General features: G+C 57.7%; 14 protein-coding genes. 9 read left to right on the top strand and 5 right to left on the bottom strand.

Annotated features, from left to right (window positions below; translation table 11 throughout):
- Window positions 1-29 precede the first annotated feature (29 nt).
- Both mlc and ACMGGU_RS08140 read right to left on the bottom strand, forming a co-directional pair.
- On the bottom strand, window positions 30-1,250 hold the full coding sequence (gene mlc / locus ACMGGU_RS08145; RefSeq protein ID WP_420300392.1) for a sugar metabolism global transcriptional regulator Mlc: 1,221 nt from the start codon (window positions 1,248-1,250) through the stop codon (window positions 30-32).
- 94 nt (window positions 1,251-1,344) lie between these two features.
- On the bottom strand, window positions 1,345-2,277 hold the full coding sequence (locus ACMGGU_RS08140; protein ID WP_420300391.1) for a LysR family transcriptional regulator: 933 nt from the start codon (window positions 2,275-2,277) through the stop codon (window positions 1,345-1,347).
- Window positions 2,278-2,398: 121 nt separating this feature from the next.
- Here ACMGGU_RS08140 and ACMGGU_RS08135 point away from each other — a divergent pair, with 121 nt between their 5' ends.
- A complete protein-coding gene (locus ACMGGU_RS08135; protein ID WP_048030688.1) occupies window positions 2,399-3,652 on the top strand; it encodes an MFS transporter in 1,254 nt (417 codons plus the stop codon).
- 64 nt (window positions 3,653-3,716) lie between these two features.
- Here the strand turns inward: ACMGGU_RS08135 and ACMGGU_RS08130 are convergent, their stop codons facing one another.
- The 3 genes from ACMGGU_RS08130 to ACMGGU_RS08120 form a co-directional block, all read right to left on the bottom strand.
- Window positions 3,717-5,108 carry an APC family permease gene (locus tag ACMGGU_RS08130; RefSeq protein WP_420300390.1) on the bottom strand — a complete coding sequence of 464 codons (1,392 nt, stop codon included), beginning with the start codon at window positions 5,106-5,108 and terminating at the stop codon, window positions 3,717-3,719.
- The gene (locus tag ACMGGU_RS08125) at window positions 5,098-5,283 is read right to left on the bottom strand and encodes a hypothetical protein (RefSeq protein WP_420300962.1); all 186 of its coding nucleotides are present in this window, start codon (window positions 5,281-5,283) and stop codon (window positions 5,098-5,100) included. Before ACMGGU_RS08125 ends, ACMGGU_RS08130 begins: the two co-directional genes overlap by 11 nt.
- A gap of 181 nt (window positions 5,284-5,464) precedes the next feature.
- Window positions 5,465-6,883, bottom strand: a complete 1,419-nt coding sequence (locus tag ACMGGU_RS08120; protein WP_395299165.1) for a glutamine synthetase family protein — start codon at window positions 6,881-6,883, stop codon at window positions 5,465-5,467.
- Between the two features lie 213 nt (window positions 6,884-7,096).
- On the opposite strand from ACMGGU_RS08120, the gene puuD reads away from it, so the two are divergent.
- The 8 genes from puuD to ACMGGU_RS08080 all read left to right on the top strand — a co-directional run bounded on the left by puuD (window position 7,097) and on the right by ACMGGU_RS08080 (window position 16,109).
- Complete coding sequence (puuD, locus tag ACMGGU_RS08115; RefSeq protein WP_045910614.1) at window positions 7,097-7,861, top strand: gamma-glutamyl-gamma-aminobutyrate hydrolase; 765 nt, start codon at window positions 7,097-7,099, stop codon at window positions 7,859-7,861.
- A 25-nt stretch (window positions 7,862-7,886) separates the two neighbouring features.
- Window positions 7,887-8,444, top strand: a complete 558-nt coding sequence (puuR, locus tag ACMGGU_RS08110) for an HTH-type transcriptional regulator PuuR (protein WP_008502454.1) — start codon at window positions 7,887-7,889, stop codon at window positions 8,442-8,444.
- Between the two features lie 157 nt (window positions 8,445-8,601).
- The gene (gene puuC / locus ACMGGU_RS08105; RefSeq protein WP_420300389.1) at window positions 8,602-10,095 is read left to right on the top strand and encodes an aldehyde dehydrogenase PuuC; all 1,494 of its coding nucleotides are present in this window, start codon (window positions 8,602-8,604) and stop codon (window positions 10,093-10,095) included.
- On the top strand, window positions 10,092-11,372 hold the full coding sequence (locus ACMGGU_RS08100) for an NAD(P)/FAD-dependent oxidoreductase (RefSeq protein ID WP_420300388.1): 1,281 nt from the start codon (window positions 10,092-10,094) through the stop codon (window positions 11,370-11,372). Before puuC ends, ACMGGU_RS08100 begins: the two co-directional genes overlap by 4 nt.
- A gap of 26 nt (window positions 11,373-11,398) precedes the next feature.
- Window positions 11,399-12,670 (top strand): 4-aminobutyrate transaminase, encoded by a 1,272-nt coding sequence (puuE, locus tag ACMGGU_RS08095; RefSeq protein WP_223540383.1) that lies wholly within the window; start codon window positions 11,399-11,401, stop codon window positions 12,668-12,670.
- Between the two features lie 150 nt (window positions 12,671-12,820).
- Window positions 12,821-14,308 carry a carboxypeptidase M32 gene (locus ACMGGU_RS08090; RefSeq protein WP_420300387.1) on the top strand — a complete coding sequence of 496 codons (1,488 nt, stop codon included), beginning with the start codon at window positions 12,821-12,823 and terminating at the stop codon, window positions 14,306-14,308.
- 229 nt (window positions 14,309-14,537) lie between these two features.
- Window positions 14,538-15,008, top strand: a complete 471-nt coding sequence (gene asr, locus ACMGGU_RS08085) for an acid resistance repetitive basic protein Asr (RefSeq protein ID WP_045910376.1) — start codon at window positions 14,538-14,540, stop codon at window positions 15,006-15,008.
- A gap of 279 nt (window positions 15,009-15,287) precedes the next feature.
- Window positions 15,288-16,109: a trypsin-like serine peptidase gene (locus ACMGGU_RS08080; protein WP_045910375.1), complete on the top strand. Its 822-nt coding sequence runs from the start codon at window positions 15,288-15,290 to the stop codon at window positions 16,107-16,109.

The raw sequence follows: 16,109 nt of genomic DNA, 5'->3' as shown, positions 1-16,109 counted from the left end.
GCAATTTTTCTTACATCTGCGGAAAAGAGTTAACCCTGTAACAGGCGGATCAACAGCGAGCCATTATACATGGCATCTTTGACCAGCGCCGCGCCGGCCATCGTGCCCTGATTGGAAAACTGGGTGCTTTCTACCGCAATGTTCCGGCTGTAGGCGGGAAGCGACTGCTGCTGAATACAGGCCGTAATCGCCGGGAAGAGGATCTCCGCCGCCTGGCTGAGCGGTGAGCCAATGAGGATTTTTTGCGGGTTGAAGAGGTTCACCATAATCGCCAGAATGCGGCCAACGTTATTTCCCACCCCGGTAATAATGTCCTTCGCCAGCAGATCGCCCTGACGCGCGGCGACGCAGAGAGAATCCACCGTTAAGGGTTGTCCGTGCAGCGAGGAGCTCATGGACTGGCTGAGCCTGACCTGCGCCAGCTCCAGCACGCTTTCCACGCTGGCAATGGTCTCCAGACAGCCGTGGTTGCCGCAGTAGCAGCGCTTGCCGTACGGGTCGACCTGGGTATGGCCAATTTCCACCAGGCTGCTGCTTCCGGCGTGGAGAAGACGACCGTCGGTAATCACCCCCGCCCCGACGTTATGATCGATAACCACCTGAATCACATCCCGCGCGCCGCGGGACGCGCCGAAGAGCGCCTCCGCCATCGTCCAGGCGCTGATGTCATGCTGAATGTAGACCGGTACGCCAGTATGGTTTTTCAGCACCTCACCCAGCGGCATCTCTTTGACATCGTCATAAAACGGCATGCGGTGGACAATACCATTTTCGGTATCAATAATGCCCGGCATGGTGATGGCAATCGCCGTTAAGCGTTCAAGCCGCTGCTGATGGCGGATGAAGAAGCGATCGATGTGCGAGACAATCGCCTCGAGGAGCGATTCCTCGGCGTTGAGCGGCAGTTCAAGACGGTCCTCTACCACCAGCTTGCTGCTCAGATCGCGCAGCGCAAGGAAGATCTCGCCGCGGCTGATGCGCAGCGACAGGTAGTGCCAGGCTTCCGTCTCCACCACCAGCCCGACTGCCGGACGGCCACGGCTGCCCGGCTCCTGAATTTCCGTCTCCTGAACCAGGTGCGCTTCCAGCATCTCGCGGACAATCTTGGTGATACTGGCGGGTGCCAGCTGTGCCAGGCGCGAAAGATCGATACGCGAAACCGGACCAAGCTGATCGATCAGGCGATATACCGCGCCAGCGTTGGTCTGCTTAATCTGATCAATGTGCCCTGGCTGACTATCAGCGACCACCTCGTACTCCCTTATTTTCGAGCTTCGAAATAAACTGTTGGCTATGGTGAAGCACTTGCATGGCTGCCGTCAAATATTTACTTAGCCATGTGATTTACTGCACATTTTTGCCCACTTTTCCCTGAAAATGCCCCCCGGAGGAGGCATTCATCAACTGCTGTTTGAAGCGCTGTGCGGCATGACTCTGTTCGCGATGTTTTGCCCAGACCAGCCACATCTCTGAAACGGCATCCTCTTCGGCGATGGTCACCCAGCGCATTTCGCGCAATTGTACCCGTTTAAAGGAGGCCGGAAGAATAGAGACGCCCAGCCCGGCGGCGACCAGCCCGATAATGGTCATCGCTTCCCCGACTTCCTGGGTAATGACCGGGGCAAGATCGTAGCGGCGCATCAGCCCCAGGATATCGTCATACAGACCCGTTCCGACCTGCGGATCAAAAAAGACAAACTGCTCTTTTGCCAGCTCTGCCAGCGACACCGTCGGACGCGACGCCAGCGGGTGATCGTGTGGGATCATGGCCATCAGCGGCTCGCGCAGGATCACCTCCCACGCCAGCGAGTCCGGCAGCTGGGTATTACGCATCAGCCCCAAATCCAGCGAACCTTCATTGAGCGGCGCAATCTGCTCGCGGGTATTGATCTCGCGCGTCTGAATATGAACATCCGGGAAATGGCGGCGGAATGACGACAGCGTTTCCGAGACGGCGCTGATAAACGGCGCGGACGAGGTAAACCCAATGCGCAGCTCTCCGGCCTCCCCGAGATACAGCCGTTCTGCCCGAGCGGCGGCGTCCTCAACCATGCTCAAAATTTGTCGGCTGTCGATGAGAAATTGCTTGCCCGCCGCCGTCAGGCTCACGCTGCGGTTGGTGCGGGCCAGCAGGCGCGCCCCGACCTGCTGCTCCAGGATCTGAATTTGCTGGCTTAACGGGGGTTGAGAGATATTCAGCCGTGCCGCCGCGCGGCCAAAATGCAGCTCTTCGGCGACGGCGACAAAGTAGCGAAGATGACGCAGCTCGATATTCATATTTCTAACGTATCATTTGAGATTATTAATATATTAGACAGAATATTTACATTTTCCTACCCTGAAGAGGTGGTCATACCCGTCACCAGAAATCACGGGGATGTTTAAGCAAGGAAACTGTGTGAGTCGTACAACTACCATTGATATCGATCCGGCAAGCGATATCAATGATTTACCTGCAACATCGCAGCCGGTTCAGTTCATTAAACGTGGTACTCCCCAATTTATGCGCGTCACGCTGGCGCTCTTTTCCGCCGGTCTGGCCACCTTCGCCCTGCTCTATTGCGTTCAGCCGATCCTGCCCGTGCTCTCCCATGAGTTTGGCGTATCGCCTGCCAGCAGCAGCGTTTCACTCTCCATTTCTACCGGGATGCTGGCGATTGGCCTGCTCTTTACCGGCCCTCTTTCCGACGCCATTGGGCGTAAACCGGTGATGGTAACCGCGCTGATGCTGGCTTCGGTCTGTACGTTACTTTCAACCATGATGACCAGCTGGCACGGGATTCTGGTGATGCGCGCGCTGATCGGGCTCTCGCTCAGCGGCGTGGCGGCGGTCGGAATGACCTATCTCAGCGAGGAGATCCACCCGAGCTTTGTCGCCTTCTCTATGGGGCTTTACATCAGCGGGAACTCGATTGGCGGGATGAGCGGACGTCTGCTGAGCGGGGTATTCACGGACTTCTTTAGCTGGCGGATTGCGCTGGCGGTCATCGGCTGTTTCGCGCTGGCATCCGCCCTGATGTTCTGGAAAATTCTGCCGGAATCGCGTCATTTCCGCCCGACATCGCTGCGTCCGAAAACGCTGTTTATCAACTTCCGTCTGCACTGGCGCGACAAGGGGCTGCCGCGCCTGTTCCTGACCGGCTTCCTGCTGATGGGCGCCTTCGTCACGCTGTTTAACTACATTGGCTATCGCCTGATGCTCTCACCGTGGCATCTGAACCAGGCTATTGTCGGTTTACTCTCGGTGGCTTATTTGACCGGTACGTGGAGTTCACCAAAGGCCGGGGCGATGACCGCCCGCTATGGACGCGGCCCGGTCATGCTGTTCTTCACGGCGGTGATGCTGGTCGGCCTGCTGCTGACGCTCTTCTCCTCCCTGTGGCTGATTTTTGCCGGCATGCTGCTCTTTTCCGCGGGGTTCTTCGCCGCCCACTCGGTCGCCAGCAGCTGGATTGGCCCGCGTGCGCGTCGCGCCAAAGGTCAGGCATCGTCTCTTTATCTGTTTAGCTATTACCTGGGGTCCAGCATCGCCGGGACGCTCGGCGGCGTGTTCTGGCATAACTACGGCTGGAACGGCGTGGGCGGGTTTATCGCGCTAATGCTCTGTGCCGCACTGCTGGTGGGCGCAAGTCTTCATAAACGTCTGAAATAATAGGCTTGCGGGCGGATGTCCGTTTCCCGAAAAACGGCACCAGCGTACTGGTGCCGTTTTTCGTTCAGGAATCCCAGGCCTGTTCTATCTTACCGGCTTCAAACTGCGGAGGCGGTTTGCGGAAACGGCGCGTGAGCCATGTCAGGTAAAGGATCCCCAGTGCCGCCCAGATGAGGCCAAGCGTCAGGGACGTCGCTTCGAGGTTTATCCACAGCACGCCGACCGTGACGGCACCAATGAGCGGCAGCAGGAGATAGTGGAACCGATCTTTCCACGTTTTGTTCAGCCCCTTACGCCGCCAGAAATGGTTGTACACCGAGAGATTAACAAACGTAAACGCCACCAGCGCGCCAAAGTTGATCAGCGCCGTCGCGGTCACGAGATCAAAGTACAGGGCCGACAGCGCCACTATCCCAACCATAATGACGTTCAGGGCCGGCGTACGCCATTTCGGATGCACGTAGCCAAACACCCGCTCCGGAAACACGTTGTCACGCCCCATCACATACAGTAAGCGCGAGACGCTGGCGTGCGATGCCATGCCTGAAGCGAGCGTATTCACAAACGTGGTACACAGAAACACCGACTGGAAAAGCTTGCCGCCCACGTACAGCGCGATTTCCGGCAGCGCGGCGTCCGGGTTCTTGAAGCGGGCGATCGTCGGGAAAAAGAGCTGCATGAAAAACGAGGCAACAATGAATATCAGCCCGCCATACAAAGCGGTGAGGAAAATGGCTTTGGGGATCACCCGCGCCGCGTTTGGCGTCTCTTCCGACAGCGTGGTGACCGCGTCAAAGCCGAGGAAAGAGAAGCAGACGATAGTCGCGCCGGTAATAATCGGGATCAGGTGAGCGTTCTCGCTGATAAACGGCTGGAGCGACCAGACGGTGCCGACGCCCTCCCCCTTATGCAGTCCGTGCACCACGAGGATGACAAACACCACCATGATGGCGATCTGCACCAGCACAAACAGGGTGTTGAAGTTGGCGACCAGATTCACGCTCTTCAGGTTCGCCAGCGTCAGGATCGTCACAAACCCCACTACCCAGACCCACGGCGGAACTTCAGGGAACAACGCGGAAAGGTAGATCTTCGCCAGCAGCACGTTAATCATCGGCAGGAAGAGATAGTCCAGCAGCGATGACCAGCCGACCATAAAGCCTAAGTGGGGGCCGATCGATTTCTGCGTGTAGGTATATGCGGAGCCCGCTTCCGGGAACTGCCGTACCAGTTTGCCGTAGCTAATGGCGGTAAACATGACGCCAGCCAGCGCCAGGAGATACGAGGCGGGCACGTGGCCGTTGCTGATACCGGACACAATGCCGAAGGTATCAAACACGGTCATAGGAGTGAGGTAAGCCAGCCCCATCATGACCACCTGCCAGAGCTTGAGGGAACTGCGCAGCCGGGTTCTTCCGGCCATGCGCGGCGAGTCAAGAGAGGTGTTAGTCGCCATAAACCGTCCCCCCCATGCTTACCGTGGTTTGCAATCGCGCTGTCCTTAACGCAAACCTGCTTAGCAAAGGGGGAAGTTGTAAAGAACACACGCGATCGCACCAGCGCACCGTCTCTGGCTCGCACTCACAGCAGGTGCCTGACTGGCCCCCTTCGCCCTGCGGATAGTTGAACATCTGCATCATTTCCTACCTCGTCACACAGTGTCGTTAAGAAAATCCCTGTGCCGCCTGCGCTCCATAACGCGACTCCCGGGAGATAGCTGGCGTGCCAGCAAACAGTTAGGCCAGGCTCCGCGCAGGCCGTTTGGTGATACGTATGAGATGAAACAAAGCGGCCCCTTACCGGGGCACGTCATCAGGCGTTTTTGAGCATCCACTCAATTTCAGTTTCGGTAATCAGGCGTTCAAACTGCAGTAATTCATCGTTTTTGCAGGCGTGATAGACGTGGCAGAAACGTTCGCCCAGCCGCTCGCGAAGGCTATCGTTTTGCATAAATTCCCACAGCGCATCGCTCTGACGAATCGGGAACGGCAGTCCGTCCTGCTCCAGACCATTGCCTTCCACTTCTTCCTGCAGGGGTAAATCGTTATCCAGCCCATGTAAAATACCGGCAAAAATCGCCGCCATCACCAGATACGGATTCGCGTCAGCGCCCGCCACCCGGTACTCGACCCGATGGTTATGGCGATCGCCGCAGGGGATACGCAGGGCAACGGTGCGATTATTATGTCCCCATGAGGCCTGCGTCGGCACGTACATTCCCGGCTGGAAGCGACGGTAGGAGTTGACGTTCGGTGCCAGCAGCGCCATGGATGCAGGCATCAGATCGATCATCCCGGCCAGCGCGCGTTTCAGCAGCGCGGAATCCTCGCCGTTGGCGTCTGCGAGCACGTTTTGGCCTCGGTTGTTTTGCATGCTGATGTGGATATGCATCCCGCTGCCCGCATGCTCTTCATACGGCTTTGCCATAAACGTGGCGTGCATCTTATGTTTTTCCGCCATCTGCCTGACGAGACGTTTTAGCGCCAGCGCATCGTCGCAGGCATCAAGCACGTTTTCCGTATGGTGCAGGTTTATCTCAAACTGGCCCGGGGAAGCCTCAGCCACTGCCCCGTCAGCGGGGATCAGCTGCAGCTGCGCCAGTTCGTCAATGTCGTTCAGCACGTCAGCAAAGTGGTTCAGATTATCAACCGAGTAGACCTGACTCTGCGTGTTGCGCACGTCGGTGCCCGGCGCGCAGGGTGGCTGCAGGTAGCCGTCGGCATCGCGTTTACGGTCAAGTAAATAGAACTCCAGCTCTACCGCTACCACGGGGAACAGACCGCGCTGGCGCAGCTGCTGCCAGAGTCGGTTGAGTACGTTCCGCGGCTCAACGTCAAAGGGAGCGCCATCTTCATCGACCATGGTGAGTTGCACCTGACCAATGTATTCCGGGTCGGCGGCGGACGGTGTCAGGGTGCCCGGTACCGGCACGCAGATGCAGTCCGGCTCGCCGAGCTCCTGCCCCAGGCCCGCCTCTTCCACGACGTTACCTAAAATGTCCATGGCGAAAACCGATGCCGGGAAATAGCAGCCTTTTTCAAGCTTGCTCAGTCCGGCAACCGGGATGCGTTTGCCGCGAAAACAGCCGTTCAGGTCGGTCAGGAGGACATCAATAAACTGGGTGTCAGGATACTTTTCTAAATAGCGCTTCACTTCCTGCGTAAAGGCGCTGCCCCGCCTCTCATCCGTGTGCTGCACAAAGTTCTCAACTTCTACGATATTGGTTTCCATGATTTACCACCGTTTTTGGATTTGCGTTCGCTGCTCTGGACTGTCAAATATAATGTCCACCCTATCGAATCTGTATGCAAATAAATTGTTTGTCAAATGTTAAATTAAGTTTGCAAAAGGCAGATCCCGTTGCTAGATTGAGAAAATATTGAACGAAAAGGCCGTTTTGCAGGCGATAATGGCCTAAATTTAGTCCACTTTGTGAGGGCGATCATGGAAAATATAATGAACAAGCCAGTTATTGGCGTGGTGATGTGTAGAAACAGGCTTAAGGGTCATGAGACCCAGACCCTGCAAGAAAAGTACCTGAATGCCATTATTAACGCGGGAGGCTTACCGATTGCCTTACCGCATGCGCTGGCAGAGCCAGAGCTCCTTACCGCTCTGCTCCCGACCCTGGACGGGATTTACCTGCCGGGCAGCCCAAGTAATGTGCAGCCGCACCTTTATGGTGAAAACGGCGATGAGCCTAACGCCGATCCCGGGCGAGATCTTCTGAGTATGGCGCTGATTGCCGCCGCGCTCGAAAGGCGCATCCCCATTTTCGCCATCTGCCGGGGGCTGCAGGAACTGGTTGTTGCAACGGGAGGGACGCTGTATCGCCGCCTGTTCGAGCAGAACGACCTGCTTGAGCACCGGGAAGATCCTGAACTGCCGGTTGAGCTACAATACGCCCCGTCTCATGAAGTTCAGGTTCAGGAGGGAGGACTGCTGTCTCAATTAATACCAGGCTGTAACACATTTTGGGTAAACTCGTTACACGGGCAAGGTGCACGGACGTTAGGACCACGGCTTCGCGTGGAGGCCCGCTCGACGGACGGGCTGGTCGAAGCGGTCAGCGTTCATGACCACCCTTTTGCCCTCGGTGTGCAATGGCACCCCGAATGGAACAGCAGCGAGTACGCCCTGTCACGTATGTTGTTTGAAGGTTTTATCACCGCCTGTCAAAGCCACATTGCTGAGAAGCAGCGGCTTTGACCACTACCGTAAAGGAAATGCAACTATGAGCGATGACGGACTGGCGCCAGGGAAACGTCTGTCTGAGATCCGCCAACAGCTGGGTCTCTCGCAGCGGCGTGCCGCCGAACTGTCTGGGTTAACACACAGTGCCATCAGCACCATTGAGCAGGATAAAGTCAGTCCTGCCATCAGTACGCTACAGAAGCTGCTGAAAGTTTATGGGCTGTCGCTCTCGGAATTCTTTTCGGAACCGGAAAAACCTGATGAACCGCAGGTGGTTATTAATCAGGAAGACCTTATCGAAATAGGCAGTCAGGGGGTTTCGATGAAGCTGGTTCATAACGGAAATCCGAACCGTACGCTGGCGATGATTTTTGAAACTTACCAGCCTGGAACCACGACCGGAGAGAGGATCAAACACCAGGGTGAGGAGATCGGTACGATACTGGAAGGTGAAATATTGTTGACCATTAATGGCCAGCAATATCACCTGGTTGCGGGGCAGAGCTATGCCATCAATACCGGCATACCGCACAGCTTCAGCAACACCTCGGCAGGCATCTGCCGCATTATCAGTGCCCACACCCCTACCACGTTCTAATTACCACTCAGTCCCGGCGTAAGCGCGCTTACGCCGGGAAATATAAAAACGATCGCTGTCGGCATTTAACGGGTTAATTCCCGGGATGCCCCACGGCTTCGTATTGCCTGAAACGGCCATGACCTTATTTATCTGATTGCGAAAGAAAGGAGTGAATATGCATTTTCAGCACCTGACTTACTGGCAGGATAAAGCAAAAAACAGCGCCATTGAGACCCGGTTATTTATTAACGGCGCCTATTGTGACGCCGCCGATAACACCACTTTTGAAACCGTCAATCCCGCGACCCAGCAGACGCTGGCGAACGTCGCCCGGGGCAAACAGGCGGACGTGGACCGCGCGGTTCAGGCCGCGCGTGAGGTATTTGAGCGCGGTGACTGGTCGCAGGCGTCTCCGGCGCGGCGCAAGGCCGTGTTAAATACGCTCGCCGATTTGATGGAACGCCATAGCGAAGAGCTGGCCTTACTGGAAACGCTGGACACCGGAAAACCCATCCGCCACAGCCTGCGCGATGATATTCCCGGCGCGGCGCGCGCCATTCGCTGGTACGCCGAAGCGGCGGATAAAGTCTACGGCGAAGTGGCGCCTACGGGTCCGGGCGAGCTGGCGATGATCGTGCGCGAGCCCATCGGGGTTGTTGCGGCCATCGTCCCCTGGAACTTCCCGCTGCTGCTGGCCTGCTGGAAGCTGGGCCCGGCGCTGATCGCGGGCAATAGCGTGGTATTGAAACCGTCGGAGAAATCACCGCTCACCGCCCTGCGGCTGGCCGGGCTGGCGAAAGAAGCGGGCCTGCCGGACGGCGTGCTGAATGTGATAAGCGGCTACGGCCACGAAGCAGGCCAGGCGCTGGCACGTCATCCGGAGGTCGAGGTGCTGACGTTTACCGGCTCTACCCGTACCGGCAAGCAGCTGTTGAAGGACGCGGGAGAAAGCAACATGAAGCGCGTCTGGCTGGAGGCAGGCGGCAAGAGCGCCAACATTATCTTTGCCGACTGTCCGGACCTGGACAAGGCCGTGAGCGCGACCGCCGCCGGGATTTTTTACAACCAGGGGCAAGTCTGTATCGCCGGTACCCGCCTGCTGCTCGAAGAGAGCATCGCCGATGAATTCCTGACAAAGCTGAAAGCGCAGGCCCGTCACTGGCAGCCGGGCGATCCGCTCGACCCCGACAGCACGATGGGCATGCTCATCGACGCTGCGCACGCCGATACCGTCCACACGTTTATTCGCGAAGGAACCCGGAAAGGCTCGCTGCTGCTGGACGGGCGGGAACAATCATGGCCTTCCGCAGTCGGTCCAACCATTTTTGTCGACCTCGAGCCCGACTCCCCGCTGTGCCGGGAAGAGATTTTCGGCCCGGTGCTGGTCGTCACCCGATTTAAAACCGAAGAGGACGCCTTAACGCTGGCCAACGACAGTGAATACGGGCTTGGCGCGGCGGTATGGACCCGCGATCTCTCCCGGGCGCACCGCATGAGCCGCCGCCTGAAGGCAGGCTCGGTCTTCGTCAATAACTATAACGACGGTGATATGACCGTTCCCTTTGGCGGCTATAAGCAGAGCGGCAACGGTCGCGATAAGTCCCTGCACGCGCTGGAAAAATTTACCGAACTGAAAACCATCTGGATTGCTCTGGAGTCTCAATCATGACCGAACATACCACCAGCTACTACGCGGCCAGCGCGAACGCTTACGAACCTTTCCCGACGCTTAACGAGTCGATCAGCTGTGACGTGTGCGTGGTGGGCGGCGGCTATACCGGCCTCTCCTCCGCGCTGCATCTCGCCGAAATGGGCTATGACGTGGTGCTCCTTGAAGGGGCGCGCATAGGCTTCGGCGCCAGCGGACGCAACGGCGGCCAGCTGGTTAACTCCTACAGCCGCGATATCGACGTGATCGAGAAAAACTACGGGCCCGATGCCGCCAGAATGCTCGGGAGCATGATGTTTGAAGGCGGGGAAATCATTCGGGAGCGTATCAAGCGCTATCAGATCCAGTGCGACTATCGTCCCGGCGGGCTGTTTGTGGCGCTAAACCATAAGCAGCTGGAGACGCTGGAGGAGCAAAAAGCCAACTGGGAACGCTACGGCAACACGCAGCTGGAGTTGCTGGACGCCAGCGCCATCCGCCGGGAGGTCGACAGCGAACGCTATACCGGCGCGCTGCTGGACCGCAGCGGGGGGCATATTCATCCGCTGAACCTGGCGATCGGCGAAGCGGACGCCATTCGCCTGAACGGCGGGCGGGTATATGAACAGTCCCCGGTGACCGCCATTCAGCACACCAGCCCGGCCGTGGTTAGCACGCAGCATGGCCAGGTGACGGCCCGCTACGTGATCGTCGCCGGGAATGCTTATCTGGGCGATAAGATCGAACCGGAACTGGCAAAACGCAGCATGCCCTGCGGCACCCAGGTGGTGACCACCGCCCCGCTGCCGGAAGAGGTCGCCCGCACGCTGATCCCCAATAACTACTGCGTGGAAGATTGTAACTACCTGCTGGATTACTACCGTCTCACCGCCGACAACCGCCTGCTGTACGGTGGTGGCGTCGTCTATGGCGCGCGCGATCCGGACGATGTCGAGCGCCTGGTGATGCCAAAGCTGCTCAAAACCTTCCCTCAGCTGGCAGGCGTCAAAATCGACTACCGCTGGACGGGCAACTTCCTGCTGACCCTGTCGCGTATGCCGCAGTTTGGTCGTCTGGATAAAAACATCTATTACATGCAGGGCTACAGCGGCCACGGCGTGACCTGCACCCACCTGGCCGGACGGCTGATCTCGGAACTGTTGCGCGGTGACGCTGAGCGCTTTGATGCGTTTGCTAATCTTCCGCACTACCCCTTCCCGGGCGGTCGCAGCCTGCGGATTCCATTCACGGCGATGGGCGCGGCGTATTACAGCCTGCGCGATCGTCTTGGCGTATGATCGTTTTCGACAAAAGGGTATCTGATATGAGTAACCAGGAATTTCATCAGCGCAGACTTTCTGCCACCCCGCGCGGCGTTGGCGTAATGTGTGATTTCTTTGCCCGCTCGGCGGAGAATGCCACGCTTACCGACGTGGAAGGCAACGACTATATTGATTTCGCCGCCGGGATCGCGGTACTGAATACCGGCCATCGTCATCCTGAACTGGTGGCCGCAGTGGAAAAACAGCTTCACCAGTTCACCCACACGGCCTACCAGATTGTGCCGTATGAAAGCTACGTTTCATTGGCCGAAAAACTTAACGAGCTGGCCCCGGTGCAGAGCCCGGCCAAAACGGCGTTCTTCACCACGGGCGCAGAAGCGGTGGAAAATGCCATTAAAATCGCCCGGGCCCACACCGGCAGACCGGGTGTGATTGCCTTCGGGGGAGGTTTTCACGGCCGAACCTATATGACCATGGCGTTAACCGGCAAGGTCGCGCCTTACAAGCTCGGATTTGGTCCCTTCCCGGGGTCGGTTTATCACGTGCCGTATCCCTCCGAGCTGCACGGCATCACGACGCAGGATGCCATCACGGCGATAGAACGCCTGTTCAAAGCAGATATTGAGGCGAAACAGGTGGCGGCGATTATTTTTGAACCCATTCAGGGTGAAGGCGGATTCAACGTCGCCCCGCCAGAGCTAGTGGCCGCCATCCGCCGCATCTGTGATGAGCACGGGATCGTAATGATTGCCGACGAAGTGCAGAGCGGCTTCGCCCGTACGGGTAAACTGTTTGCCATGGAACACTACGCGGACAAACCCGACCTGATGACGATGGCTAAAAGCCTGGCAGGCGGAATGCCGCTGTCCGGCGTGGTGGGTCGCGCCGACATCATGGACGCGCCGGCTCCCGGCGGCCTGGGGGGAACCTATGCCGGCAACCCGCTTGCGGTGGCCGCCGCGCATGCGGTGCTGAAGATTATCGACAACGAGTCGCTGTGCGCGCGCGCCCGTCAGCTGGGCGATCGGCTGAAAGCCACGCTGGAGGAGATTCAGGGCACCTTCCCTGCGCTCGTGGCGATAAGGGGAAGAGGATCGATGATCGCGGCGGAGTTTTTTGATCCCGAGAGCCGTGAACCTTCAGCCGCCATCGCGCAGGCGATCCAGCAAAAGGCGCTCGCTCAGGGCCTGCTGTTATTGATCTGCGGCCAGTACGGCAACGTGATCCGCTTCCTTTATCCGCTGACCATTCCGGATGCCCAGTTCAACCAGGCGCTGGCGATCCTGCAACAGGTTATGCGCGATAAGTCCTGAGTGCCCACCGAAAACCGTCTCCCGGAATGCCGGGGACGGTTTCAACGGAGGAGATCTGCACAGATTTCCTCCGCGTGGGAAATGTTGGGGAATTTGGTCTGTTTCATTGTATGCTCCCTGAAACACATCCCCGGCATGAGGAAATAAGAATTGGAAAAAACATCAGCCTATCAGTCACTTGTGAAAACCTTCCAGCGCCTCTCCCGCTTCTCGCACCTCTCCTCCATCGCCAGCTGGGACATGTTCACCATGATGCCGCCCGGCGGCAGCGCCGCGCGCGGCGAGGCGCTGGCGGAAATGAGCGTCCTGCAGCACCAGCTCCTGACCGATAAAAAAGTCGGCGACCTGTTAGCCGCGGCGGCAGGGGAAGATCTGAATGACGTCGAACAGGCCAACCTGCGGGAAATGACGCGCCACTATCAGCAGGCCTCGCTGCTGCCGGAAACGCTGGTGGAAGCCAAATCCCTGGCGGGCAGCAGGTGTGAACACGCCTGGCGCACCCAGCGTCCCGCCAACGACTGGCAGGGTTTTTCCGCCAACCTGAAAGAGGTGGTCAAACTCAGCCGTGAAGAGGCGCGCCTGCGGGCGGAAGCCAAAGGCTGTACGCCGTACGATGCGTTGCTGGATATTTTTGAACCCGACATGACCAGCGCCCGTCTGGACGTGCTGTTCGGCGACATGAAGTCCTGGCTGCCGGACCTGCTGGCAAACGTCGTGGAAAAACAGGCTCAGCGATCGTTTGTTCCTCCTCAGGGGCCTTTCCCGACGGCAACACAGCGTGAACTGGGCCTGGAAGCCATGAAGATGCTCGGCTTCGATTTTAACGGCGGTCGCCTCGACGTAAGCGCGCACCCGTTCTGCGGCGGCGTACCGGAGGACGTGCGCATCACCACGCGCTATGACGAGGATGAGCTGCTCAGCGCGCTGTTTGGCGTGATCCACGAAACCGGACACGCGCGCTACGAACAAAACCTGCCGCGCGCATGGGCAAGACAGCCGATTGCGCTGGCCCGCTCAACCGCGATCCACGAATCTCAGAGCCTGTTCTTCGAGATGCAACTGGGACGCAGTGAAGCCTTCCTCAAGCATCTTCTCCCTGCGGTGCACGCCCGTTTTGGCAGCCAGGCGGCGTTCAGCGAAGAGAACTTTATCGCCTGGAACCAGCGCGTGAAGCCGGGCTATATCCGCGTCGATGCAGACGAAGTGAGCTACCCGGCGCACGTGGTGCTGCGCTATGAGATTGAGCGGTCGCTGATCAACGGCGAGATCGAAGTGGACGATATCCCTGCCCTGTGGGACGAGAAAATGCAGGCCTGGCTCGGGTTATCCACCAAAGACAACTACCGCAACGGCTGTATGCAGGATATCCACTGGACCGACGGCGGTTTTGGCTACTTCCCGTCGTATACGCTGGGGGCCATGTATGCCGCACAGCTGTTCCACGCCGCGAAAACGGCGCTTCCGGGTCTGCAGGCCTCCATCGCTGAGGGCGATTTTTCCGCACTCTTTGACTGGCTGCGTCAGAACATCTGGAAGCACGGCAGTCGCTTCAGCACGTCGCAGTTAATCACCCAGGCGACGGGCGAGGATCTGAACATCCGTTACTTCCGCGAACATCTGACCTCCCGCTATTTGTAATCTGTTTGGCCGGGGATGAGGGACCTCAGGTAAAAGAGCCGTATGTTCCCCCTCACCCCAGCCCTCTCCCTCTATGGAGAGTGGGCCGTCTGTGCTAGCCCCCCGGCAATGTACATATGGTTACACGCCGATACCAATCACTCACGGAAACCCCGAGTTTACAGGGATATAGTTATTTCAACGGCCCCGCAGTGGGGTTAAATGAAAAACCAAATTCGAGGGTATGAGAATGAATAAAGTATTAGCTCTGGTTGTTGCCGCTGCTATGGGTCTGTCTTCTGCTGCATTTGCTGCTGACACTACCGCAACTGCTGCACCGGCTGCCGCACCTGCTGCAACCACCACCGCTGCCCCAGCAAAAGCGGTTCATCATAAGAAACACCACAAAGCTGCAGCGAAAAAAGAAGCCGCTGCACCTGCAACCGCAGCACCAACCGAGCAGAAAGCGCAGGCTGCCAAAAAGCACCACAAAAAAGCCGCTAAACCCGCTGTAGAGCAGAAAGCGCAGGCCGCTAAAAAGCACCACCACAAAAAAGCCGCTAAACCCGCTGTAGAGCAGAAAGCGCAGGCTGCTAAAAAGCACCACCACAAAAAAGCCGCTAAACCGGCTGTAGAACAGAAAGCTCAGGCTGCTAAAAAGCATCACAAAAAAGCAGTAAAACACGAAGCTGCTAAACCAGCTGCACAGCCAGCTGCGTAAGAGTACAAGCTAAACCGTGCCCTTCGGGGCACGTTGGTAAACCGGCGCCGAACCGGAACAGGTTCCGCGCCGTTTTTTTTATCCGGAGGGCGTATGCTGCGACGCTATCGGTTTGAGCTGATTCTGATCCTGCTTATTTTATGCGCGCTCATCGCCAGCCACTTTTATCTTTCCTGATTGTAGCACGCTGATTTTACTCCCACTTTAGCGCTGTCCCGTCTATAGTATTTTCATAGGGTTCACTTTTAATAATCATAATTACCCCCACCAGAGTGTGATATGCGTAAATCTGTTGTGTTGTTACTGGGAACGTTTGGTCTTTTTTCTGGATTCTCACATGCGGATGATGGCGGTGATGACACCATTAGCGCGAAAGAGCTAAAGACGCTTTTTTTCGGTCATGACGATCGCACGCGCGTCGCCGATCCCACCCAGGCGCCCTGGGATGCTATAGGTCAACTGGAAACCGCCAGCGGTAACTTATGTACTGCGACGCTGATTACCCCACAGCTTGCCCTGACAGCAGGCCACTGTCTGTTAACGCCGCCAAACGGCAAGCCGGATAAAGCGGTGGCCTTGCGGTTTGTGTCGCAAAAAGGCACCTGGCGCTATGAAATTCACGGCATTGAAGGCCGGGTCGATCCGTCTCTCGGCAAACGACTGAAACCGGATGGTGACGGCTGGATCGTGCCACCGGCGGCCGCCTCATGGGACTTTGGCCTCATCGTTTTACGCTATCCCCCTTCCGGCATTACACCGCTGCCGTTATTTGACGGCGACAAAGATGCCCTCACCGCCGCGCTGAAAGCTGCCGACCGGAAAGTGACGCAGTCCGGCTATCCTGTCGACCATCTGGATACGCTTTACACGCACTCCGACTGTATTGTGACGGGCTGGGCGCAAACCAGCGTACTCTCGCACCAGTGCGATACGTTGCCGGGTGACAGTGGCTCACCGCTGATGCTGAAAACAGATAACGGTTGGCAGTTGATCGGTGTGCAGAGCTCTGCCCCGGCGGCGAAAGATCGCTGGCGCGCAGATAACCGAGCCTTGTCCGTGACCGGTTTTCGCGACAAGCTGGAAGCGCTGGCGCAGCAGTAA

It is taken from the genome of Enterobacter sp. BNK-8, from assembly GCF_048685095.1.
Taxonomy (GTDB): domain Bacteria; phylum Pseudomonadota; class Gammaproteobacteria; order Enterobacterales; family Enterobacteriaceae; genus Enterobacter; species Enterobacter quasiroggenkampii.
The sequence above is the reverse complement of the archived record's forward strand: the minus strand, read 5'-3'. Positions and strand labels throughout refer to the sequence as shown.